This window comes from Amycolatopsis sp. NPDC114504, from assembly GCF_055633595.1.
On record NZ_JBVKDU010000002.1, the window covers coordinates 644,115 to 665,846 of the forward strand.

A 21,732-nucleotide genomic window follows, 5' to 3' on the forward strand; every position below is an offset into this window, starting at 1 on the left:
TCAGCCCCCGCCCTGTGCGGTGTACGTGCTGCCGGTGTCCTGCGAGTACGGCGAGCCTTCCCACTCGCCGACCTCGAGGATGCGGTCGGTCGTGTAAGCGATGAAGGTCCACGGGCCGGCGTAGCTGTTGTCGTGCCAGCGGTTGTCCTGCTTGTACGTGATCGCCTCCTGGACGACGTCGCCCTTGTACGGCGACCAGTCCGGGTAGGTGCCGAAGTTCGAGAGGAGTCCCATCCGGCCGCACGACGCCTGGCAGCCGACGACGGCCGGGTCCAGGACGAACTTGTTGTCGTGGATGTCGACGTGCTGGGTCTTCCAGCGGCAGTCGCTCAGCAGCGGCCCGCTGGTGATGGCCGGGTCCGCGCACGTCTTGACGTCGGGCACCAGCCGGGTGCAGTCCCCGGACGAGGTGTTGGCCGGGCTGTTGCAGTACCGGTCGGCGTTCTCCCACAACGTGATCCCGGACCAGTTGTTCTCCAGGTAGTTGCGGGAGATCTCGAGCTTCGCCGTCCGCGCCTTGATCCGCGGCTCGCCGCCGGACTCGGAGATGTAGATCGCCGGGGTCGGGAAGTTGTCGCCCTTGTCGGCGTACCGGCGGCCGTCGACCCAGTTGTTCTTGCGGATCGTGTTGTCGCGGATGATCGCGTTGTAGCTGATCTCGTAGATGATCGCGGCGCTGTCGTTGTTCTCGATGAGGTTGCCCTCGATGAGGAAGTCGTTGTTGTTCGTGTCGGCCCACAGGCCGGTGCCCTTGTTGTCGTGCACCCAGTTGCCGCGCACGTCGGCACCGTTGACGTCCCAGAACTTGACGCCGCCGGTGCAGCCGCAGCCGTCGATCTTGGCTTCCCAGTCGCCGGTGTTGTTGCCCGCGATCTCGTTGCCCTCGACGACCAGCGCGGTGATCGGGGTGTTGCCGGAGAAGGCGTTGATCCCGTACTGGCCGTTGCGGCGCAGGCAGTTGCCGCGCACCTGCTGGCGCGCGCCCGCCATCAGGCCGGCGCCGTCGTTGTCCTGGATGGTCGAGTGCTCGATCACCCAGCCGTCGCCGGAGTCGTGGTTGACCACGCCCTCGTCGCGGGGCGCGACGAAGCCCTGGACCGTCAGGTAGGTGAGCTTGACGTTCGTCCCGTGGCCGGTGAACGCGTACTGGTTGATCTTCCGGCCGTCGACGACCGCGCCGGGTGCGCCGATGTAGACGTCGCCGTCTTTGGGCGAGACCTGGTCGTACTTGTCGTCGCCGAGGATGTGCTTGCCCGGCTTGAGCCAGAACGTCGTGCCGCCTCCGGCCGCGCGCGTCTTGGTGGCGAGGTCGCCCGGTACTGCCGGGTCGACGACGACCGCGCCCGCCGGGGCCGTCGACGGGCCGGCCGGCTCCTTGTCGCAGACCGCCGCGACCGACCCGCTGGGGACGGCGGTCGCCTGGGCCGGGCCGGTGCTGTCCGGGCCACTCGAGCACGCCGCGACCGTGAGGAGGACGCCGAGCAGCGGAGCGGCACGGCGGAGTCGGGAGCGGCGGGCTGTCACGGGCGGGTCCTAACTGAAGCGGAGCAGGGTGGCGAGGTTTCCGGGGGTGCCGGAGCCGACGAGCGTGGTCGAAGGTTCCTTCCGGCCGAAGCCCGTGGAGTACCAGCCGAGGGGCGGGTCGAGCTCGCCGCGGTGGGCCGTCCACGACAGCTCGGGCGGCAGTTCCATGACGGCGGTGTGCACCGGTGCCACGGAACCCGTGGCGGTGCCTTGCCAGTTCAGGTGGGCGACGTTCCCCTCGAGCCGGACGGTGACCGCCGGGCCGAGGTGGAACGCCAGGCGGGCGGCCGGGCGGGCGTCGCCGAGCACTTCGTCGACGATCTTCAGCACGTCGCCGTCGAGGTGGACCGTGCGGCGGTGGACCGCGGGCGCGTAGCCGTCGTGGGCCGCCGTCCAGCGGGAGGGGCCTTCGTCGGGGGTGCGCACGTCGAGCACCTTCGTGACCGCGTGCCGCGTCCACAGGAACGGCCCACCGGACACCGACTGGTCGGTCCCGGCCAGTTCGAGGGTGTTGTGGCCGAGCGTCGAGCGGAAGTACGACCGCCACCGCGGCTCGCCGTGGTAGCAGAAGGTGCCAGGGTCGGCGAGGATGTCGACGCCGTCGTGGCGGACCTCCACCGACAGCGCGTCGGCGTGGGCGTGCGCGGCGATCGACAGGAAGCCGTGCGGGCCGCCGTCGCAGCGAGCCCAGATCCGGCCCGACCGCAGGATCGTCATGCCCGCGTCCCGCAGGTGGGCGGGACGGCGCCCGGCGCGGACGCCGGAAGCCCGCGGAGTGCGCGAGGCGAGCGACGCGAGCAACGGCGTGCGGACGTCGTCGCCCGGGATCGGCGGCCACCAGTCGAGCCGGCCGAACAGCGCCTCGCCGGTCGCCAGCAGCGACGCCCAACGGTCGGTCTCGAGACCGTCGACGATCAGGCCGAAGCCGTCGTCGGCGTCACCCTGGCGCGGCGGCCGGAGCCGGTTGTCCACAATGGACGCCAGCGCGTCGGTCATCCGCAGCAGGACGCCCCACGTCGAATCCGGCACCGGGGTGCCCGCCGCGTCGGCCTCGACCGCCGCCGCGAGGCCGAGCTCCAGGACCAGGCCGTGGTACTCGGACGCCAGTTCGGCGTTCAGCCCCGAGTCGAAGGTGTTGCGGCCCAGCTGGACGTCGAGCGAGCGCATCGCCTCGGTCCGCCAGCGCGGCGACTCCGGGAACCAGCCGAACGCGCACGCCGCGGCCAGCAGCCCGGCGTCCTCGGCGATGACGTGGTTGTTCGCCGACGAGCCGTGGCTGCGCAACGTCGAAAGCCAGTTCTGGTGGTGCCACAGCTGGAGCTGGAAGTCCGGGTTGTCCTCGAACAGCTCGCCGACGCCGGCCCAGCCGTCGAGCAGGCGGCGCGTCCAGACCCACGACAGCAGCCGGATGCCCAGCTCGATGCCGCTGACCCAGTGCGGCCCCTGGAGCGGCGGGTTCTCCGCCCACCACGAACGCAGGTGGGCGGCCGCGCGCTCCGCGTAGTCCGAGTTGCCGCTCAGGGCGTACGCCGCGGCCAGCACGGTGAGGTGCTGGTGGCGCGACGGCTCCCAGATCTGCTTGATGTCGCCGACGGTGTCTTCCGACCGGTACGGGACATCGAAGGCGTACACGTCCGACGGCGCGCGCCGGCCGGTCTTCGGGTCGAGGAACCAGTCCGGCGACTCCAGGTCCGAGCGCACCACGCCGAAGTACTCGGCGCGGCCGGTCATCAGCTCGTCGGCGGTGGCGAGCAGCCGCTTGACGGCCTCGCCGGGCACCTTGCCCAGCACCCCATCCGGCAGCGCGGCCGTGAAGCGCGGGTGCGACGGCCAGTCGGGCGGCGTGGGCAGGGCAGTCCGCCACTGCCGCTGGACAACGGCATGCCGAGCACGGCCGACGACCTCCGCCGGCCCCATCCGGGAAAGCCGGCGCAGGTACCAGCCAGGCCCCATCATGTCCGCGCACCTGCCTCCCGCGGCAGCTCCACCCGAACTGGCGCGACGCTCGCCTTCCGCGAGAACCGGACCGGCGCGACGCTCGGCCTGCCCAAGGCACCTGCCTCCTGCGGCAGCTCCAGCCGGACCGGCGCGACGCCCGGCCGGACACCCGCCTTCCGCGCCAGCCGGATCGGCGGGACGCTCGTCATCTCCGAGCACCCGCCTTCCGCACCGGCTGCAGCCCGATCGCCCCCACACCTGGTCATGCCGGGGCACCCGCCTTGGTCGGCACCTCGATCCGGACCGGCGCCGCGTTCGAGACGCTCGCCTGCGCGGCCAACGTCGCCAGCGTCGTCGCGGCCATCGAGGCCACCGAGATCGGCATCGGGCCTCCCGTGCGGACCGCCGTCAGGAACGCGTCCACCTCGGCGGCCTGGCCCTTGTCGCGGCCCTTCGGGATTCGGGAGCTGGCCCACTTCTTGCGGGAGTACACCGATGCGCGCACGAAGTCGTCGAACTTCAGGACCTTGCCGTCCGCCGTGAGGTCGAGGGTCTCCTTCGGGAAGCCCGATGAGCCCGTCTCGGCGTACGTGATGACCGCCGTCGAACCGTCCTCGTAGCCGAGCGTCACCTGGAGGTCTCCGGTCGCGTACACCGACACCGGGTCGGCGTCGAGCAGCCAGCTCACCGTGTCGATGAAGTGGCCGCCCTCGCCCGCGAAGCGGGAGCCCTCGGTGGCGGTCTGGTTGTACCAGCTGCCGTGGTCGAGACGGCCCGCGTTGACCAGGTACCGGACCGTCGCCGGGCCGACGCGGGGGCCGAACTGGCCGCGGGCCTCGTGCAGCAGCGGGGCGAACCGGCGGTTGAAGCCGACCTGGAGGCGGTCGTTGCCGGACTCCTCGATCGCGTCCAGGACCTTCTGCAGCTCCTCCGGCGACAGCGCCAGCGGCTTCTCGACGAACACCGACTTGCCCGCCAGCAACGCCTGGCGCGTCAGCTCGGCGTGCGAGCTGTGCCGCGTCACGACGAACACCGCGTCGATCGACGAGTCGCCGAGGACGTTGTCGATGTCCGTCGACGCCGAAGCGAAGCCGAACTTCCGCTTCGCGTTGGCTCCCGAGAGAGCGGACGTCGTCGCGACGTGCTTGAGCTGCACGTCCGCACGCTCGGCGAGGTGCGGCAGCAGCATCGACGACGCGTAGTTGCCCGCGCCGATGAAGCCCAGGCGCACGGCCTGCCCGGCCGGCAAAGCGGCCGCCGAAGACGAAGCCGAAGCCACGCCGACCCGCGCGGACGTGATCACCGGCTCCGTCCGAGCCACCGCGTCCGGGTAGCGGAACAGCACCGCGACGGCCTTGAGCTCGCCCTCGTTCAACGCCTTGTACGTCTCGACCGCGGCGGAGAAGTCCGACACGTGCGTGATCAGCGGCTCGACGTCGAGGCGGTCGCGCGCGATCAGGTCGATGACGCACTCGAGGTTGCGGCGCTCGGTCCAGCGGACCTGGCCGATCGGGTAGTCGCGGCCTTCGAGCTCGTACGACGGGTCGTAGCGGCCCGGCCCGTACGACCGCGAGAACCGGACGTCCAGTTCCTTCTCGTAGTAGGCGTTCCACGGCAGGTCGAGCTTGCACTTGCCGATGTCGATGACGCGGCCGCGGTCGCGCGACAGCTTCGCGGCCAGCTCCACCGGGTCGTTCGTGTTGCCGCCCGCGGCGAGGTACGTCTGGTCGACGCCCGCGCCGTGCGTCAGCTCCTCCACGGCGGTGTCGACGATGCCGGACGCCGGGTGTGCGCAGGTCAGCGCGCCGAGGCTCTCGGCGAGCTTGCAGCGCTCGGGGTCGGGGTCGACGCCGACGACGCGCACTCCCGACGACGTCAGCAGCTGCACGACGAGCTGGCCGATCAGGCCGAGGCCGATGACCAGCGCGACGTCGCCGATCTGCGGCTCGCCGCGGCGGACGCCCTGCATGGCGATCGACCCGACGGTGCCGAACGCCGCGTGCCGCGGGTCGACGCCGGCCGGGACGCGCGAGTAGAGGTTCTTGGGCACCCAGTTCAGCTCGGAGTGCAGGGCGTGCTCGTTGCCCGCGCAGGCCACGAGGTCGCCGACCGCGACGTCGGTAATGCCGTCGCCGACCTGCTCGACGATGCCGCACAGCGAGTAGCCGAGCGGGGTGTAGGAGTCCAGTTTGGACGTCACCTTGCGGTAGGTCGCCGAGAGGCCGTTGGTGGCGACGCTCTGCATGACCTTCGCGACCTGGTCCGGGCGGGCCTTCGCCTTGCCCACCAGGGACAGGCTGGCCTCGGACACCTTCATCATCTCGGTGCCGGTCGAGATCAGCGAGTACACCGTGCGGACGAGCACGCCGCCGGCCTTGCAGGCGGGCTCGGGCACTTCCAGCAGCGCCAGCTCACCGCTCTTGTAGTTCTGGACTACCTGCTTCACTTCGCTCCCGCTCCAGACATCGCGTTCCGGTACCAATACTCAAGAGTCAAGACGTGCCAGAGGTGCTTGCCGCGGTCTTCCTGACCGGCGGCGTCCTCGGCGACCATGCGCTGCAACGCCTCCCGCTGCAGAAATCCGGAAGAAACGAGCACGCCCTCGTTGACGACTTCGCGCACCAGCGGTGCCAGGTCGCGGCTCATCCACGCCCGCAGCGGCGCGCTGAACAGGCCCTTCGGCCGGTGCACGATCTCGCTCGGCAGGATGTTCAGCGCCGCGTTCTTCAGCGCGACCTTGCCGGCGCGGCCGACGATCTTCTTGTCGCCCGGGATCTTGAACGCGGCGCGCACGACCTCGACGTCGACGAACGGCGTCCGCACCTCGGTGGACGCGGCCATCGTCGACCGGTCGGTGTAGGTCAGGTTCAGCCCGGGCAGGAACATCCGCGAGTCGGCCAGGCACATGCGGTTGACGAAGTCGTCGAGCGCCTGGTCGTTGTAGGTGTCCGCATGCTCGGTCAAAACCGAGTCGACGTCGGCTGCGAAGTCCGGGTTGACCAGCGAGAGCAGCTCGGCCTGGTCGTACATCGTGTAGCTGCGCCGGAACGCCGTCTCCTCGGGCAGGCCCGCGAAGGACAGGAACCGCTTCGCGAACCGCACCGACCGGTACCCGCGCTTGGCGGAAGCGACCGGCAGCCGGTCCACCAGTGACTCGACCGGCTTGCGCACCGCGCCCGGAACCTTGTGGTAGCGCAACGCGATCAGGTTCGCGAGGTGCTTGCGGTACCCGGCGAACAGCTCGTCGGCGCCCATCCCGGACAGCATCACCTTGACGCCGGCGTCGCGCGCGGCCGAACAGATGATGAACGAGTTGATCGCCGCCGGGTCGCCGATCGGCTCGTCGAGGTGGTAGGTCATCTTCGGCAGCAGGTCGAGCACCTGCGGCGCGATCTCGATCTCGTGCAGGTCGACGCCGAACTTCTCCGCGACGATCCGGGCGTACTTGAGGTCGTCCGGCATCGCCTCGAACTTCGCGTCCTCGGCGCGAAAGCCGATGGTGTACGCGGAGATCCCCGGCTGCGAGCGCGCGGCCAGCGCCGTCAGGTAGCTGGAGTCCAGCCCGCCCGAAAGGAACGTCGCGACCGGGACGTCGGAGATCAGGTGCTTGGCCGTCGACTCGGCGATCACCTCGTGCAGGTCGACCTCGCCCTCGAACGCCGCACCTTCCTCGGCGACCTCCCGCAGCGACCAGTAGCGGCCGCGGTCGACCTGGCCATCCGGGCGGCAGCGCAGCCACGTGCCCGGCTGCAGCTTCTCCGCGCCCTGGTAGGCGCAGCGGCTGTCCGGCACCCAGTAGTAGAGCAGCGACGCGATCAGCGCCGCGTTGTCGACCTGCAGCGACCCGCTCAGCTCGCCGGCCAGCGCCTTCAGCTCGGAGGCGAAGGCGACCCCGCCGCCGCGCTGCACGAAGAACAGCGGCTTGATGCCCAGCTGGTCGCGGACCAGGAACAGCTCGCCGGTGCCTTCCTCGAACATCGCGAAGGCGAACATCCCACGCAGCTTCGGCAGGCAGTCCGTGCCCCAGCGCCGCCACGCCTGCAGCAGCACCTCGGTGTCGGACGTGCCGCGGAACCGCACGCCGGCGGCGGAAAGCTCGGCCCGCAGCTCGGGCGCGTTGTACAGCTCGCCGTTGTAGCTCAGCGCGAGGCCGTCGAGGACCATCGGCTGGGCGCCGGTCTCGGTCAGGTCGACGATCGAGAGCCGCCGGTGCCCGAGGTGGACCGAGCCCCCGCCGACGGCGTGGTCGTACCGGCCGGAGCCGTCCGGCCCGCGGTGGGCCAGCGTCTTGGTCAGCCGGTCGGTGAGCGGCCCGCCATCCGGCCAGAGGTAGGTGCCTGCGATGCCGCACATCTCGAGTGGGTCCCCTTCGTCGCGGCGCGGTGGTCAGGAGACCTCCGCGCTCTTTTCTGACTCGAGCTCGGCGTTCAGTTCGCCTTTGTGCGCCGGTTCGCCGTGGTCGCGCTTGAACGGCGTCGGCCGCTTCGGCGGCTTGACCGGGGCGAACTTCTTCGTCGGTGCGTCCAGGTGGTCCGGGACGCTGACCTTGCCGGGTTCCGGCAGCGGTGCCGCGGGCGGCTTGGCCAGCGCCGGCGGCGGGCCGACCGGCCGGACCGGCGCGATCCGCCGCGTCGGCGGCTCGGCGACCGCGACGCGCTCGGCGATGCGGGCGGCCAGTTCGTCGATGCGGTCCTCGTGCTCGACGACCGAGACGCGGTGCACCGCCGGAGCGGCCTTGGCGCGGCCGCGCAGGGCCGTGTGCAGGCCGTCCCACAGGGTGCCGTCGGACTTGTCGCGCGGGTCCGGGTCGACCAGCACCACGCCGACGATCGGGATCTGCTGGTCGGCGAGCTGCCGCGCCACGGTGTGCAGCCACAGCGTGTTCGCGTGCCCGGCCTTGACGACCAGCACGGTCTCCCGGCCGAGGTGCTCCAGGTCCGTCCACGCGGTGCCCGGCGAGACCGTGCCGACGCCGACCCGGCGCTCGTCCGGCTCGGCGGCCGGGTCGCCGGCGCCGACGACGGTGATCTCGCTCTGCGTTTCGGCGGCCAGCTTGCGGACGTCCTCGCCCGGCAGGTCGTCGAGGACGCTCGCCTTGCCGTCGGCGGCGAGCTCCCCGGCGATGTCGAGGGCGAGCGCGGCGGCGAGCTTCGGCGCACCGAGCTCCAGCAGCGACACCTGGGGCTTGTCCTTCTTGATGGCGCGCACCAGCGTCGTGGCGACGCGCTGGCGTTCGGACACCGCCCGGGAGCGCCGCCACAGCCGCGCCGGGCCCCGGCGCTTGGACGGCAGCTGGGCGAGCACGGACGCGCCGAGGTGCGTGGAGATCTCGCGGCGCAGCACCGGCCGGTCGCGCGACACCGCGCCGACGGCGGCGATCACGAGCCCCAGTGCCAGGCCGAGGGCGAAGCCGACGCCGCCGTTGGTCGCGGTGGTCTTGAGGAACGCCTTCGGCAGCGCGCGGGGCGCGTCGACGATCTGGGTGCCCGCGGCGACCTGCGGGCTGCCGATGCCGGCTTGCTGCGCGCGGGAGTCGAAGTCGGAGATCTGCGACGCGAGCGCCGCGCGGCGGCCGTAGAGGCCTTCGAGGGTGCTGGCGTTGGCGTTGCGGCCCTTGCCGGTCTCGTCGGAGATCTGCTGGTCGACCTTGGACAGCTCGTCCTGCGCGTTCTTCCGCTGGTCGAGGATGGCCTTGGACTGCGCGGCCGCGGCGGCCTGGCTGCGCTGGACGTGGTCGGTGATGAACGTGTCGGCCAGCGCCTTCGCCTGCGCCACGGCCTCTTCGTCGCTCTTCGCCTTGACGGTGATCTGCATGACGTTGTTCGTCACGGGCAGACCCGCGTAGTTCTTCATGAACTCTTCGGGCGACTCGGTGCTGTTGATCTTCTTCAGGGCGCCTTCGGCGATCTGGGTCGTCGACAGGACGGCGACGTCGGTGCGCATCAGCGTGCCGCTGTCGGTCGGCGAGTCGTCCTGGTGGACGACGATCACCTTGGTGACCGCGGTCGGCGGCGCCGGGAGCACGACCGCCACCGCGGCGCCGGCGATCAGCCCGAGCAGCGCCGTGGCCAGCCACAGCCGCTTGCGACGGCGGATCGCGACGAACAGGCGTTGGAGATCGACCAGCGGAGCGGCCGGAGTTTCGGAGGTTGTCGTCACGCCGAACCTGCCAGGGCTTTCTCGGGGGCGTCTTCCGCCACGGGTTCGGCTTCCGGCCCGGACGGCCGGACGGGATGGGAGAGGACCGCGCCGACGATCTCCTGGCCCGCGTCGGAGCAGGCTTCGGCGAGCCGGACGAGCTCCCACGCGGTGCGGGAGCCGGCGCTGAGCACCACCAGGACACCGGCGTCGGGGCCGGCGTCCGGCACCGTCGGGCGCCCGGCCGCGAACTCGAAGGTCCGCAGCGGCACGGACAGCCGGTCGGCCAGCTCCTCGAGCTGCCCGGCGGCCAGCTTGCCGGTTTCGTCGTCCTCGGCCACGAGCAGCAGGACGTCGGCGGGGCCGGTGGCCAGGCGGGCCAGCACCCGGCGGTAGCGGATGTCGCGGTTGACCTCGTCGGCCGACGTCGCGACCGGCGGCAGCACCCACGGCCGGTCGCCGCCGAGCAGCCGTCTCAGCTTGCCGTAGAGGCCGGTCGCCGGGAGGCGGTCGCCCCGCGGCGTCGTGACGTCGACGCCGGCCAGGATCGGCGAGCCGAGTGCCGAGGCGATCTCCGGCTCGCCCCGCAGCCGCCGGTCGGCGCGCGCGGCGAACAGGTGGCCGAACACGCCGGCGAGGAAGAACAGGACCGCGCCCCCGGCGACGAGCTGCACCAGGGTCGGGGCGGCCGGCCCGGTCGGGCGCTCGGACGCCCCCAGCACCACGGTGTTGCCGACGCCGGTCGCGAGGTCGGCCTGGTTGAGGTCGTTGATGGCCTGTTCCAGCGACGTCCGCAGGCCTTCGAGCTGCGTGCGGACCTGGACGCTCTCGACGGTCAGGTCGCCGCCGACGGTCTTGGCGAGGTCGCTGATCTTCTGCGTGGTCAGCTGGACCTGCTGGCGCAGCGTTTCGCGCTGCTCCTGGGCCAGCTGCACCGACGCGTCCGCGGAGTTGCTGGCCAGCTGCCCGGAGTACTTGACGAACTGCTGCGCGACCTGGTCGGCGAGCTGCTGGGCGTGCTCGGCGGTGTCGGCCGAGACGGTGATCGTCACGACGTTGCCGTTCGCCACGGACGCCGTGACCTGCTTCTTCAGGTCGGCGCCGCTCGGGTGGAACGGCAGCACGGCCGCGGCGCGGTCGAGGACGACCGAGCTGGTCGCGACCTCGGCCTGGGTGAGCAGCTCGTCCGCCTGGCGCGGTCCCTGGAGCAGCACGCTCGAGGAGGTCTGGTAGCCGGGCGAGAAGAGCACCGAAGCGCCGGCGCCGACCGCCGCGCCCAGGACGGCGAGGGCGACCAGCAGCCGCCAGCGCCGGCGGAGGACCTGCCCGACCAGGGCCAGGCGCACCGTGTCGTCAGTCAACGGCGGTATCTCCATTCCTGAGCGGGTACGCCGAACGGGTTCACATGATCGGCCGGTTACCCGAACCGTCGTCGGACCGGGAGCATTGGTTACACGTCCCGTGAGTTCTTGACCGAACGGCGATCAGGACTTCACTGCGTGCTCATATGCCGCGAGCAAGGACTTCGCCGAGTTCTCCCAGGACAGCGCGCCGGCCACCCTGGCCTGCCCGAGCTTGCCCATCCGGACCCGCTCCTCCGGGTCGTCGAGCAGCTGCGAGACGAGCTTCGCGAACGCCGATTCGTCGTTCGCCGGGGCGTAGACCGCCGCGTCGCCGGCCGAAACGCGCGCTTCGCGCAGTTCGAACGAGACGATCGGCTTGCTCATCGCCATGTACTCCATGACCTTGTTCATCGTGGAGACGTCGTTGAGCGGGTTCAGCGGGTCCGGCGACAGGCAGACGTCGGCGGTGGAGAGGTAGCGGACCAGGTCCTCGTCGGGGATCCGGCCGGTGAACTCGACCTGGTTGGCCAGCCCGAGCTTCGCCGAGAGCGCCACCATGTCGTCGAAGGCGTCGCCGGAGCCGACGAACACCGCGTGCCAGTCGGTGCGCCCGATCTCGTCCCGCAGCTTCGCGAGCGCGCGCAGGGCGTAGTCGACGCCGTCCTGCGGGCCCATCACGCCGAGGTAGGCGAGCATGAAGGGCTTGCCCTTCTTCAGCTCGGGCTCGACGGGAACCTCGTGGAACCGCTCGACGACCGGGGCGCTGCGCACCACGAAGACGTCCTCGGGCTTCTTGCCGCCGCGGATCCGGGCGACCTGCTTGTAGCTCTCGTTCGTCGAGATCACGACGTCGGCGGCGCGGTAGGTGGCGCGTTCGAGCGCGCACACCCCGCGGTAGAGGAGGTCCTGCCCGCGGTCGAACCGCGAGAGGTACAGCTCCGGGCAGAGGTCGTGCTGGTCGAAGATGAACCGCGCGCCCTGCCGCTTCAGCACCTTGGCGACCACGTACAGCAGGTCCGGCGGGTTGCAGGCGTGGACGACGTCGACCGGCCCGATCTTGCGGGCGAGCCGCAGCGTGTGCCACAGCGCGGTGCCATACTCCTGCAGGTAACCGGCCGGTCCGCCGGTCGCCGCCTTGAGCGGGTACCGGTGGATGTGGACGCCGTCGACGACGGCTTCGGCCTCGGTGTCGCGCTTGGTGCCCTGCGGGCAGATCACGTGGACTTCCCACCCGGCGTCGCGCAGGGTCGTGGACTCCTGCCAGACCCGCCGGTCGAAGGGGACGGAGAGGTTTTCGACGAGGATGAGCGCTTTACCAGGCAAGGCCGGCGTATCCCTCTTCAAGGCGACGCTCGGCGGCGTCGGGCAGGCGGACGAGGTCGATGAGGGCCCGGTCGCCGCCGTGCGGCAGGGCCGCCAGCACGTCCGGGTCCTTGGTGCCGACGAGCAGGACGTCGGCGTGGTCCATGACTTCTTCGACGGACCCGGCGAGCAGCTGGCCGAGGTGCGGCAGCCGGCTCTCGATGTACTCGCGGTTGGCGCCCATCAGTCGCGAGAGGCTGACGTTGGCGTCGTAGATCTTGAGGTCGAAGCCCTTGCCGAGCAGCTTCTCGGCCAGCTCGACCAGCGGGGACTCGCGCAGGTCGTCGGTGCCCGGCTTGAACGAGAGGCCGAACAGCCCGACCTTGCGCTTGCCGGTGCGCGCGACCAGGTCGAACGCGCGCTGCAGGTGATCGGCGTTGGACGCGAGCACGTGCGAAAGGATCGGCACGCTGACGTCGTTGCGGTGCGCGGCGTAGACGAGCCCGCGCAGGTCCTTCGGCAGGCAGGAGCCACCGAACGCGAAGCCGGGCTTGAGGTAGGCCGGGCTGATGTTGAGCTTGGTGTCGGCGAGGAAGACGTCGATCACCTGGTGCGAGTCGAGGCCGAGCGCCCGGCAGATCGAACCGAGCTCGTTCGCGAACCCGATCTTCAGGCCGTGGAAGGAGTTGTCGGCGTACTTCGTCATCTCCGCCACCGGGATCGGCACGCGGAAGACCGGGCCGGGCAGGCCCTCGTACAGCGCCGCGACGGCGTCGCCGCTGGCCGCGTCGATCTCGCCGATCACGGTCTTGGGCGGGTCGAAGAAGTCGCGGACGCTGGTGCCCTCGCGCAGGAACTCGGGGTTCACCGCGACGCCGAAGTCGACGCCGGCCGTGCGGCCCGAGGACTTCTCCAGGATCGGGATCAGCAGGTCCAGGCAGGTGCCCGGCAGCATCGTGCTGCGGAAGACGACGGTGTGCCGCTCGCTCTTCTTCGCGATCGCCTCGCCGATCTCCTCGGCGACGCGCTCGAGGTAGACGGTCGAGAGGCTGCCGTTCGGCGCTGACGGCGTGCCGACGCAGACGAGCGAGATCTCGCTGTCGGCGACGGCTTCCGCGACGTCGGTCGTGGCTCTCAGCGCGCCGCTCGCGACGACTTCGGCGGTCAGCTCGCCGATCCGCTCCTCGACCACCGGGGCCTTGCCCTGGGTGACGAGGTCGATCTTGACCGGGTTGACGTCCACGCCGACCACCCGGTGTCCCTGCCCCGCCAGGCACGCGGCGGAGACACAACCGACATAACCGAGCCCGAAGACACTGATCCTCACGCCAAAACCTCCGCTATTCCACGCGACCCTCAAGTTGGTCGCCGCGCTCCCCTGGATCGTTACCGCCGGGACGGCGAACGGGGTAATGCGTGAGGAGGCCGTTAGGCGTAACTGTTTTCGGGTAAAAATGAGGTCTCGAAAATGCATGTTGCAGTGGGTGGGCAACGCGGTCGGTGCGGTTCCGGTCAGCGGGTCCCGAGAAGCCGTTTCCGTTCCGGGGTGTAGGTCCACCACGGCCGCGGAGGGGCGCCGTCGGCTTGGTCGACCGCGGACAGGAACGTGTCGAGCACGCAGGGGTCGTGCCGGACGCCGTCGGTCTCGCAGAGGCGTTCGTACAGCTCGACGGCGTCCTGCCCGGCGAGCTGGGCGGGCTCGGTGATGCCCAGCCGGGCGAGGTCGCGGACCATCGCCGGTCCGATGTTCGCCAGTTTCAGCAGTTCCTTGCTCATGCCCCCAGCACAGCAGCCGGGGCCGATCCCGTCAGATGCGGATCGGCCCCGGTTCGCGCGTGCGTCAGTTGTTGTTCACGAAGGTGGTCGCGAGGCTCTGGCCCTTGCTCGTCGCGTTGGCGTGGTTCTCGATCGGCGAGACGGTCGAGTTCTTGAAGCAGATGTACGTCACGCCGGAGTCGGTGCCGCCGTTGGACGGGTCGGGGTTGATGCCGAGGTCCTTCGCGGTGGCGTAGGAGGCTTCGCCGATGATCTGCGTCGGCCCGGTGTCGCCGATGACGGCGTACTCGACCTTGCCGTTGTAGATCACGGCGCAGGAGCCGCCGCCCTTCAGCTGCGACGACGAGTACTTCCAGATGCTGCTCGAGCTGGGCACGACGATGTAGGGCAGCTTCGCGGCGTTGAGCGGCTTGCCGTCGGACTGGTGGAACGCCGTGTCGTCCTGGTAGCAGCAGTCGGTGTCTTCGTTGCACTGCGTGGAGCGCTGGCCGTCGCAGTCGATGTCCATGTCGGCTTTCCAGAACACGGCGCCGTTGGCATCGCAGACGGCGACAGTCTTGCTGGAGACGTCCTCGTCGGTCTTGTACTTGCCGTTGGAGATCTGCTTGCAGCTGGTCGTCTTGGCGAGCAGCTGGGCCGCGGTCGGGGCGGCCGCGGTGGTCGCCGGCGCGGCGGCGGGGGCCGGGGCTGCCGACGCGAGGGCCGAGGGCATCACGGCCGCGGCCAGCGCCAGTGTCGCGAGCAGGATCAGTTTCCGCATACCTGGTGCTCCCTTTAGTTAGGAAACTTTCCTTACGGCGGCGTGGCGACCAGGATGCACCCGGGCGAGAGCCGGTACAAGACCTGACGGTGCGGGAATTTCCCATCATGCGAACGAAGTTGACGAAAAGGCTGCTCACCGGAGCGGGACGTGCGAAACGGGTTCGGGACGTGTGCCGTTGGCCGGGACTCGCAGGTCGCGCGGAATCAGGCTTAACGGACAGCGCGCCGGAACACGCGGCTCACCCAGTTCCCGGCCCGCCGGTGCCCGGCGACGAGCACCTCGTCCAGCCAGTCGCCGTCGAGGTCGTGGCTCAGCTCGGTGCGCGCCTGCAGCCAGCCGTCGTGACTCGCCGCGCCGCCGTCGCTGGAGTACACCCGCGTCGCGCCCGCCTGCTTCAGCCGCGTCAGCACCTTCTTGTCGTAGGCGCCGAACGGCAGCGAGTACCGCCGCACCGGCCGGCCGCAGAGGTCGCCGAGGAGCTTCGGCGCGTCCGTCAGCTCACGGCGGGCATGCCTGTCGTCGAGCCGGCGCCAGTCGCGCGGCTCCCAGCCGTGCGAGCCGATCTCCATGCCCCCGCGCACGAGCTCGCGCAGACCGGCGCGGTCGAGGTAGCCGCGCTGGCCGAGGCGGCCGGCGAGCGGGAAGAACTCGGCGGTCAGCCCGCGGTCGACCAGCCGCGGCAGCGCGATCTCGACGTCGGACTCGTTGCCGTCGTCGAAGGTGAGGTGGACGTCGTCGCGGTCGGCCACGACTTCCAGCACCCGCTCGAACTGCTCGACCGTCACCCAGCGCTCGTCCTCGCCGGGGTCGAGCTGGCGAGCCGGCCGCCCGATCCCGTGCAGGGCGAGGTTCACCGTCACCACTTCCACCGCCTGCCACTGCGAGTAGTCGATTTGTTACCTCGATTAATCGCCATGGCAAACGGGTGAGTTACAGGTTTTCCGGAAAATCAGCCCTTCCGGATTTCGAGCGTGCAGCACTTGGGTCCGCCGCCGGCTTTCCGCAGCTCGGAGATGTCGACGTAGACCGGCTCGTACCCCCGATCGGCGAGGAGTTCACCCAGTCGGGTGGCCTCGACGGGCAGGACGACATTGCGGCCGTCGGAAACGCCGTTGAGGCCGAAGCATTCGGCGTCTTCCTTCGTCGCGAGCACGGCGTCCGGGAAGAGCCGCTCAAGCACGCGGCGCGAGCCGGCCGAGAACGCCTCCGGGTAGTAGACGATCTGCGCGCGCGTCGTGTCCGTCGCCTCGGCGAGCACGAACAGCGCCGTGTCGAGGTGGTAGTAGCGCGGGTCGACCAGGTGCAGCGAGACGACCGGGACGCCGAGGACCTCCTGGGCCTCGGCGTGCGCGGCCGGGTCGGTCCGGAAGCCGGTGCCGGCGAGCAGCAGGGTGCCGGTCCAGGCGAAGTCGCCCTCGGCCTCGTTGATCTTCTCGGGCATGGTGATGTCGCGGTAGCCGTGCTCGACGAACCAGCGGCGGAAGTGCTCGGCCTCGGCGGCGCGCTGCGGCGCGCGGAACCGCGAGCCGAGGACGCGGCCGTCGACGACCGTGCCGGAGTTCGCGGCGAAGACCATGTCGGGCAGGCCGGGCTGGGCGTCGATCTCCTCGACGGTGTGGCCGAGACGGCGGTAGGTGTCGCGCAGCTCGGCCCACTGCTCGACGGCTTTGTCGGCGCTGACCGGCTGGGTCGGGTCCATCCAGGGGTTGATCACGTAGTCCACCGCGAAGTGGCGCGGGGGGCACATCAGGTATCGACGGGTGGTCGGTACGCGCATCGCCTGCATGAATTCAGGGTAAGGGGCGCCTAATCTCGCAATCAATCGCTGTTCGCTGCGCGCATCTGTGCTAAGTGTTGCGTGTGAACACCATCGACCAGCGAATCGTTTCGTGCCTCGTGGCGAACGCGCGCTCCAGCTACGCGGAGATCGGCAAGGTGGTCGGCCTGTCCGCCCCGGCGGTGAAGCGGCGGGTCGACCGGCTCCTCGAAACGGGCATCCTCCGCGGGTTCACGGCGGTGGTCGACCCGGAGGCGCTGGGCTGGGGAACGGAGGCGTTCGTCGAGGTCACGTGCCAGGGCAACATCACGCCGGCCCGCATCCGGGCGCGCCTGGAGCCGTTGCCGGAGGTGGTGGCGGCGTACACGGTGTCGGGCGCGGCGGACGCGATCGTCCACCTGCGCGCGGCGGACATCCACCACCTGGAGACGGCGCTGGAGCGGCTGCGCGGGCTGGAGATCGTGGACCGGACGGTGTCGACGGTCGTGCTTTCGCGGCTGCTGGAGCGGCCGCCGACGCCGGAGAGCTGACGCCTCCGGCCCCCGTCTTCCAGCTTATCGGCGGGGACCGACGGTTCGAGGGCGACGGCGCGGGCGAGGCCGGCGGGATGCACAGGCCCGGCAGGGTGTGGAGCGACGGCGAGCGCGAGCCGCCGAGAGCGCGAAACCGTCGGATCCCGCCGATACGCTGGCGACCGGGGGCCGGAGGCCCACCCTCGCCGATGGGCCAGGGGCCCGGGAGCCACCGGCGATACCCGGTCGACCGGAGCCCGAGCCCACCTCAGCCGGCCAGCGCCCGCAGCACCAGCGGGGCCTCGTCCGGGTGCAGCCGCAGCTCCGTGCGGCCGCCCGCCGCGTGGAACGTCACCGCCTGGCGGTCCACCGCCTGCATCGTCAGCTCGCCCGGGTCGAACCCCACCGGCTCGGCGCCCGGCGTCCGCCACGTCACCGGCCCCTCGCCCACCGCGAGCCAGCCTCGCCGCTCGCGGCCGGACGTCGCCTCGTCGTCGCGCAGCACGCACGGGAACTCGACCCGCTCGCCGCGCGCGAACGCCGCCGCCCGGGCCCGGCGACGGCGGCCGCCGAACAGCTCCGACATGTCGATCATCGTCAGCAGGTTGCCCACCAGCACCACCAGCAATTCCCCCATGCACCACTAATACCCTGACGCGATGACCGACAGCATCGTCAGCGAGCACACCGGTGGCGTCGCGCTGCTCACCGTCGACGCGCCCGCCAGCCGCAACGCGCTCACCCTCGACCTCTCCGCCCAGCTCGCGGCCGCCGTCGAGGCCGCGGAACGGGACGAGTCGGTCCACGCCGTCATCGTCACCGGCACGCCGCCCGCGTTCTGCGCCGGAGCCGACCTGAGCGCGCTCGGCAGCGCCGACGAGACCGGCCTGCGTGCCATCTACGAGGGCTTCCTCGCCGTCGCGCGGTGCACGCTGCCGACCATCGCCGCGGTCGGGGGCGCCGCCGTCGGCGCCGGGCTCAACCTGGCGCTCGCCGCCGACGTCCGCCTCGCCGGGCCGCGCGCCAAGTTCGTCGCCCGGTTCCTCGAGCTCGGGCTGCACCCCGGCGGCGGGATGACGTGGATGACGCAGCGGCTGGCCGGCCCCCAGCAGGCCGCCGCGATGACGTTGTTCGGGCAGCCGCTCGACGCCGAAGCGGCCGTGCGCGCCGGGCTGGCGCTCAGGGTGGTCGAAGGCGACCTCGTCGCCGCCGCGAAGGAGCTCGCGGCCCCGGCGGTCGCCGCGCCGCGCGAAGCGCTCCTGGCCACCAAGCGCAGCCTCCGGACGACCGCCTCGCTGGCCGCGCACGCCGACGCCGTCGACGTCGAAATCGAGCCGCAGCTCGCGTCGCTGGCCTCGCCGGAGTTCGCCGAGCGGCTCGAGGCCATGCGGGCCCGGATCCGCGCCCGTTCCTGATCCCAGCAAGTGGACACCCCTACGCGAGACCCGGGTCACAGCGAAGACAAGGGTTTACACGTTACCATCGGTCACACATATTTGTCGGACCAGCACAGAAGACCGCTAGCGCAGCAATGAGGTCGTTCCGGACGGCGGGAGTCTAGGAACATCGTTGTCGAGCGCGAGCTAACCTCGTGGTAGGGCCTGGTGATCTGAGTGTCACGACACCGGGCAGGCGACCGATGGCCGCAACGTCGGGAGAGAGGGAATCCCTGACCCATGAGCACGAGTGCGAACGGCAACCGCGCTGGTCACGGCTCGCTCGCCGCGACCAGGCCGACCGAGATCAGCAAGCTGGACCGGGTCGTCATCCGGTTCGCCGGCGACTCGGGTGACGGCATGCAGCTGACCGGTGACCGCTTCACGTCCGAGGCCGCCGCGTTCGGCAACGACCTGTCGACGATGCCGAACTTCCCCGCCGAGATCCGCGCGCCACAGGGCACGATCCCCGGCGTCTCGAGCTTCCAGGTGCACTTCGCCGACTACGACATCCTCACCCCCGGCGACCGGCCGGACGTGCTGGTGGCGATGAACCCGGCCGCGCTCAAGGCGAACCTCGCCGACGTCCCGCACGGTGGGACGATCATCCTGAACACCGACGACTTCATCAAGCGCAACCTGACCAAGGTCGGCTACGCGACCGACCCGCTCGACGACGACACCCTCGCGCCCTACCAGGTGCACCGGGTCGCCATGTCGACGCTGACCCAGGGCGCGCTCGCCGACACCGGCCTCGGCAAGAAGGACGCCGAGCGCTGCAAGAACATGTTCGCCCTCGGCCTGCTGTCGTGGATGTACCACCGGCCCACCGAGGGCACCGAGCAGTTCCTGCGCGAGAAGTTCGCCAAGAAGCCCGACATCGCCGAGGCCAACATCCTGGCCTTCCGGGCCGGGTGGAACTACGGCGAGACCACCGAGTCGTTCGCGACGACGTTCCAGGTCGCCCCGGCCAAGCTGGCCCAGGGCACCTACCGGCAGATCACCGGCAACACCGCGCTCGCCTACGGGATCGTGGCCGCCGGGCAGCGCTCCGGCCTGCAGATCCTGCTCGGCACGTACCCGATCACGCCGGCGTCGGACATCCTCCACGAGCTGTCCAAGCACAAGAACTTCGGCATCATCACCTTCCAGGCCGAGGACGAGATCGCCGGCATCGGCGCCGCCCTCGGCGCGTCCTACGGCGGCGCGCTCGGCGTCACCTCGACGTCGGGCCCGGGTGTCGCGCTGAAGTCCGAAGCCGTCGGCCTCGGCGTGATGGTCGAGCTGCCGCTGGTCGTCATCGACGTCCAGCGCGGCGGCCCGTCGACCGGCCTGCCGACCAAGACCGAGCAGGCCGACCTGCTGCAGGCGATGTTCGGCCGCAACGGCGAGTCGCCGGTCCCGATCGTCGCGCCGCTGTCCCCCGCGGACTGCTTCGACGCGGCCGTCGAGGCCACCCGGATCGCGCTGAAGTACCGCACGCCGGTGCTGCTGCTCTCGGACGGCGCGATCGCCAACGGCTCCGAGCCGTGGCTGATCCCGGACGTCGAGACGCTGCCCGACCTGCACGTCGAGTTCGCGTCCGAGCCGAACGCGGACAACGACTCCGGCGAGTTCTGGCCCTACGTGCGCGACCCCGAGACGCTCGCCCGCGCCTGGGCCGTGCCGGGCACGCCCGGGCTGCAGCACCGCATCGGCGGGCTGGAGAAGGCCGACAAGACCGGCCACATCTCCTACGACCCGGCCAACCACGAGAAGATGGTCCGGCTGCGCCAGGCGAAGGTCGACGGCATCGACGTCCCGGACGTCGTGGTGGACGACCCGTCCGGCGGCAAGGCGCGCGTGCTGGCCCTGGGCTGGGGCTCGTCCTACGGCCCGATCGGGGCCGCGTGCCGCCGGGTGCGCAAGCTCGGCCTGCCGATCGCGCAGGCGCACCTGCGTCACCTCAACCCGCTGCCGGCCAACCTCGGCGACATCCTGCGCAGCTACGACAAGGTCGTGGTGCCGGAGATGAACCTGGGCCAGCTCGCGCTGCTGCTGCGAGCGAAGTACCTGGTGGACGTGCACAGCCACACCAAGGTCGCGGGCATGGCGTTCAAGGCGGAAGAGCTGCAGAACCTGTTCTCGGAGATCATCACTACGGAGGCGGCGAAATGACCGCGATCGACATCGGGCTCCCGACCGTCGGCGGCCTCGACCTTGTGCCGACGACCGACGAGCCGCAGAAGGCCAAGGACTACAAGTCCGACCAGGAAGTCCGCTGGTGCCCCGGCTGCGGCGACTACGTCGTGCTGAACGCGGTCCAGTCGTTCTTGCCCACGCTCGGCCTCAAGCGCGAGAACATCGTGTTCATCTCGGGCATCGGCTGCTCCTCGCGCTTCCCGTACTACCTCAACACCTACGGCATGCACTCGATCCACGGCCGCGCGCCGTCGATCGCGACCGGGCTCGCGACCACGCGCCCGGACCTGTCGGTGTGGGTCGTCACCGGTGACGGCGACGCGCTGTCCATCGGCGGCAACCACCTGATCCACGCGCTGCGCCGCAACGTGAACATCAAGATCCTGCTGTTCAACAACCGGATCTACGGCCTGACCAAGGGGCAGTACTCCCCGACGTCGGGCCAGGGCATGGTCACCAAGTCGACGCCGATGGGGTCGGTGGACACGCCGTTCAACCCACTCTCACTGGCGATCGGCGCCGAGGCGTCGTTCGTGGGCCGCGCGATGGACTCCGACCGCAAGGGCCTCACCGAGGTCCTGCAGGCCGCGGCGCAGCACCGCGGGTCGGCGCTGGTGGAGATCTACCAGAACTGCCCGATCTTCAACGACGGCGCGTTCGACGTCCTCAAGGACGCCGACGAGGCCGCCGCCCGGCTGATCCCGCTGCGCGCCGGCGAGCCGATCCGCTTCGGCCCGAACCAGGAGTTCGGCGTCAAGCGCGGCGACTGGGGCGGCCTCGACGTCGCGAAGGTCGCCGACATCGGCGAGGACAACGTCGTGGTGCACGACCCGTCGATCTACGACACGTCGTACGCGTTCGCGCTGTCGCGCCTGGGCGACCAGAGCCTCAACCACGTCCCGACGGGCATCCTCCGCCAGGTCGAGCGCCCGACGTACGACGACGGCGCCCGCGCCCAGGTCGAGCAGGCCCGCGCAGCCCGCACGCCCGACCTGCAGGGTCTCCTGCGCGGCAAGGACACCTGGACGGTCGCGTAGCTCCT

The 21,732-nt window shown here is 70.8% G+C and carries 18 protein-coding genes; 4 read left to right on the top strand and 14 right to left on the bottom strand.

Features of this window, described 5'->3' with window-relative positions; all coding sequences use genetic code 11:
• From ACZ7PG_RS14775 to ddaH, 13 genes are all read right to left on the bottom strand, one after another.
• The gene (locus tag ACZ7PG_RS14775) at positions 1 to 1,524 is read right to left on the bottom strand and encodes a right-handed parallel beta-helix repeat-containing protein (protein WP_470239589.1); all 1,524 of its coding nucleotides are present in this window, start codon (positions 1,522 to 1,524) and stop codon (positions 1 to 3) included.
• 9 nt (positions 1,525 to 1,533) lie between these two features.
• Positions 1,534 to 3,480, bottom strand: coding sequence for a heparinase II/III family protein (locus ACZ7PG_RS14780; protein WP_470239590.1), 1,947 nt, complete (start codon positions 3,478 to 3,480; stop codon positions 1,534 to 1,536).
• Complete coding sequence (locus tag ACZ7PG_RS14785) at positions 3,477 to 3,671, bottom strand: hypothetical protein (RefSeq protein ID WP_470239591.1); 195 nt, start codon at positions 3,669 to 3,671, stop codon at positions 3,477 to 3,479. The genes ACZ7PG_RS14780 and ACZ7PG_RS14785 overlap by 4 nt, the downstream gene beginning before the upstream one ends.
• Before the next feature lie 53 nt (positions 3,672 to 3,724).
• On the bottom strand, positions 3,725 to 5,908 hold the full coding sequence (locus tag ACZ7PG_RS14790; protein ID WP_470239592.1) for a bi-domain-containing oxidoreductase: 2,184 nt from the start codon (positions 5,906 to 5,908) through the stop codon (positions 3,725 to 3,727).
• Positions 5,905 to 7,815, bottom strand: coding sequence for an asparagine synthase (glutamine-hydrolyzing) (asnB, locus tag ACZ7PG_RS14795; protein ID WP_470239593.1), 1,911 nt, complete (start codon positions 7,813 to 7,815; stop codon positions 5,905 to 5,907). Before asnB ends, ACZ7PG_RS14790 begins: the two co-directional genes overlap by 4 nt.
• 33 nt (positions 7,816 to 7,848) lie before the next feature.
• A complete protein-coding gene (locus ACZ7PG_RS14800; RefSeq protein ID WP_470239594.1) occupies positions 7,849 to 9,621 on the bottom strand; it encodes a Wzz/FepE/Etk N-terminal domain-containing protein in 1,773 nt (590 codons plus the stop codon).
• Positions 9,618 to 10,976 carry an exopolysaccharide biosynthesis protein gene (locus tag ACZ7PG_RS14805; RefSeq protein WP_470239595.1) on the bottom strand — a complete coding sequence of 453 codons (1,359 nt, stop codon included), beginning with the start codon at positions 10,974 to 10,976 and terminating at the stop codon, positions 9,618 to 9,620. The genes ACZ7PG_RS14800 and ACZ7PG_RS14805 overlap by 4 nt, the downstream gene beginning before the upstream one ends.
• 108 nt (positions 10,977 to 11,084) lie before the next feature.
• The gene (locus ACZ7PG_RS14810) at positions 11,085 to 12,266 is read right to left on the bottom strand and encodes a glycosyltransferase family 4 protein (RefSeq protein ID WP_470239596.1); all 1,182 of its coding nucleotides are present in this window, start codon (positions 12,264 to 12,266) and stop codon (positions 11,085 to 11,087) included.
• Positions 12,256 to 13,572: a nucleotide sugar dehydrogenase gene (locus ACZ7PG_RS14815; protein ID WP_470239597.1), complete on the bottom strand. Its 1,317-nt coding sequence runs from the start codon at positions 13,570 to 13,572 to the stop codon at positions 12,256 to 12,258. The genes ACZ7PG_RS14810 and ACZ7PG_RS14815 overlap by 11 nt, the downstream gene beginning before the upstream one ends.
• A 185-nt stretch (positions 13,573 to 13,757) precedes the next feature.
• Positions 13,758 to 14,021 (bottom strand): helix-hairpin-helix domain-containing protein, encoded by a 264-nt coding sequence (locus tag ACZ7PG_RS14820; RefSeq protein WP_470239598.1) that lies wholly within the window; start codon positions 14,019 to 14,021, stop codon positions 13,758 to 13,760.
• Positions 14,022 to 14,085: 64 nt separating this feature from the next.
• Positions 14,086 to 14,781 carry a glycoside hydrolase family 75 protein gene (locus tag ACZ7PG_RS14825; protein ID WP_470239599.1) on the bottom strand — a complete coding sequence of 232 codons (696 nt, stop codon included), beginning with the start codon at positions 14,779 to 14,781 and terminating at the stop codon, positions 14,086 to 14,088.
• 212 nt (positions 14,782 to 14,993) lie between these two features.
• Complete coding sequence (locus ACZ7PG_RS14830) at positions 14,994 to 15,653, bottom strand: polysaccharide deacetylase family protein (RefSeq protein ID WP_470239600.1); 660 nt, start codon at positions 15,651 to 15,653, stop codon at positions 14,994 to 14,996.
• Positions 15,654 to 15,733: 80 nt separating this feature from the next.
• Entirely contained in the window at positions 15,734 to 16,561 is an 828-nt protein-coding gene (gene ddaH / locus ACZ7PG_RS14835; protein ID WP_470240762.1) for a dimethylargininase, read from the bottom strand.
• Positions 16,562 to 16,644: 83 nt separating this feature from the next.
• Between ddaH and ACZ7PG_RS14840 the strand changes: the two genes are divergently transcribed.
• Complete coding sequence (locus tag ACZ7PG_RS14840; protein WP_155548792.1) at positions 16,645 to 17,091, top strand: Lrp/AsnC family transcriptional regulator; 447 nt, start codon at positions 16,645 to 16,647, stop codon at positions 17,089 to 17,091.
• 250 nt (positions 17,092 to 17,341) lie between these two features.
• Here the strand turns inward: ACZ7PG_RS14840 and ACZ7PG_RS14845 are convergent, their stop codons facing one another.
• Positions 17,342 to 17,710: a hypothetical protein gene (locus ACZ7PG_RS14845; RefSeq protein WP_470239601.1), complete on the bottom strand. Its 369-nt coding sequence runs from the start codon at positions 17,708 to 17,710 to the stop codon at positions 17,342 to 17,344.
• A gap of 22 nt (positions 17,711 to 17,732) precedes the next feature.
• Between ACZ7PG_RS14845 and ACZ7PG_RS14850 the strand changes: the two genes are divergently transcribed.
• The 3 genes from ACZ7PG_RS14850 to ACZ7PG_RS14860 all read left to right on the top strand — a co-directional run bounded on the left by ACZ7PG_RS14850 (position 17,733) and on the right by ACZ7PG_RS14860 (position 21,727).
• Positions 17,733 to 18,488, top strand: coding sequence for an enoyl-CoA hydratase (locus ACZ7PG_RS14850; protein WP_470239602.1), 756 nt, complete (start codon positions 17,733 to 17,735; stop codon positions 18,486 to 18,488).
• A 261-nt stretch (positions 18,489 to 18,749) separates the two neighbouring features.
• Positions 18,750 to 20,666 carry a 2-oxoacid:acceptor oxidoreductase subunit alpha gene (locus ACZ7PG_RS14855; RefSeq protein ID WP_470239603.1) on the top strand — a complete coding sequence of 639 codons (1,917 nt, stop codon included), beginning with the start codon at positions 18,750 to 18,752 and terminating at the stop codon, positions 20,664 to 20,666.
• A complete protein-coding gene (locus ACZ7PG_RS14860; RefSeq protein WP_470239604.1) occupies positions 20,663 to 21,727 on the top strand; it encodes a 2-oxoacid:ferredoxin oxidoreductase subunit beta in 1,065 nt (354 codons plus the stop codon). Before ACZ7PG_RS14855 ends, ACZ7PG_RS14860 begins: the two co-directional genes overlap by 4 nt.
• Positions 21,728 to 21,732: the final 5 nt, after the last annotated feature.

What these genes read in the sequence shown, in the direction of transcription:
- ACZ7PG_RS14820 (WP_470239598.1), bottom strand. Translation starts at nt 14,021, where the DNA reads ATGAGCAAGGAACTGCTGAAACTGGCGAACATCGGACCGGCGATGGTC.
- ddaH (WP_470240762.1), bottom strand. Translation starts at nt 16,561, where the DNA reads ATGCGCGTACCGACCACCCGTCGATACCTGATGTGCCCCCCGCGCCAC.
- ACZ7PG_RS14845 (WP_470239601.1), bottom strand. Translation starts at nt 17,710, where the DNA reads ATGGGGGAATTGCTGGTGGTGCTGGTGGGCAACCTGCTGACGATGATC.
- asnB (WP_470239593.1), bottom strand. Translation starts at nt 7,815, where the DNA reads ATGTGCGGCATCGCAGGCACCTACCTCTGGCCGGATGGCGGGCCGCTC.
- ACZ7PG_RS14855 (WP_470239603.1), top strand. Translation starts at nt 18,750, where the DNA reads ATGAGCACGAGTGCGAACGGCAACCGCGCTGGTCACGGCTCGCTCGCC.
- ACZ7PG_RS14860 (WP_470239604.1), top strand. Translation starts at nt 20,663, where the DNA reads ATGACCGCGATCGACATCGGGCTCCCGACCGTCGGCGGCCTCGACCTT.
- ACZ7PG_RS14850 (WP_470239602.1), top strand. Translation starts at nt 17,733, where the DNA reads ATGACCGACAGCATCGTCAGCGAGCACACCGGTGGCGTCGCGCTGCTC.
- ACZ7PG_RS14825 (WP_470239599.1), bottom strand. Translation starts at nt 14,781, where the DNA reads ATGCGGAAACTGATCCTGCTCGCGACACTGGCGCTGGCCGCGGCCGTG.
- ACZ7PG_RS14805 (WP_470239595.1), bottom strand. Translation starts at nt 10,976, where the DNA reads ATGGAGATACCGCCGTTGACTGACGACACGGTGCGCCTGGCCCTGGTC.
- ACZ7PG_RS14785 (WP_470239591.1), bottom strand. Translation starts at nt 3,671, where the DNA reads ATGACGAGCGTCCCGCCGATCCGGCTGGCGCGGAAGGCGGGTGTCCGG.
- ACZ7PG_RS14780 (WP_470239590.1), bottom strand. Translation starts at nt 3,480, where the DNA reads ATGATGGGGCCTGGCTGGTACCTGCGCCGGCTTTCCCGGATGGGGCCG.